General features: G+C 56.0%; 1 protein-coding gene. It reads right to left on the bottom strand.

What is annotated here, in order from left to right; genetic code table 11:
* On the bottom strand, positions 1-523 hold a 523-nt coding region (locus GVJ38_RS14225; RefSeq protein ID WP_200849510.1), incomplete at both ends, for a hypothetical protein.

Here is a 523-nt window from a genome sequence, read left to right on the forward strand (position 1 = left end):
GCATCGCTATCTGCATCTGAGTCAGCGTCTGAATCCGCATCACTATCCGCATCGCTATCTGCATCTGAGTCGGCGTCGCTATCCGCATCTGAGTCGGCATCTGAATCGGCGTCACTATCTGCATCTGAATCAGCGTCTGAGTCGGCATCGCTATCTGCATCTGAGTCAGCGTCGCTATCCGCATCTGAATCGGCGTCTGAGTCGGCATCGCTGTCCGCATCTGAGTCAGCGTCGCTATCCGCATCGCTATCTGCATCTGAGTCGGCGTCTGAGTCAGCGTCGCTATCTGCATCTGAGTCGGCGTCTGAGTCAGCGTCTGAATCCGCATCACTATCTGCATCTGAGTCAGCGTCGCTATCCGCATCGCTATCTGCATCTGAGTCGGCGTCTGAATCTGCGTCACTATCTGCATCTGAATCAGCGTCTGAGTCGGCATCGCTATCTGCATCTGAGTCAGCGTCGCTATCCGCATCTGAATCGGCGTCTGAGTCGGCATCGCTGTCCGCATCTGAGTCAGCGTCGC

It is taken from the genome of Enterococcus sp. CSURQ0835, assembly GCF_902706605.1.
In the GTDB taxonomy this organism is placed as follows: Bacteria; Bacillota; Bacilli; order Lactobacillales; family Enterococcaceae; genus Enterococcus_A.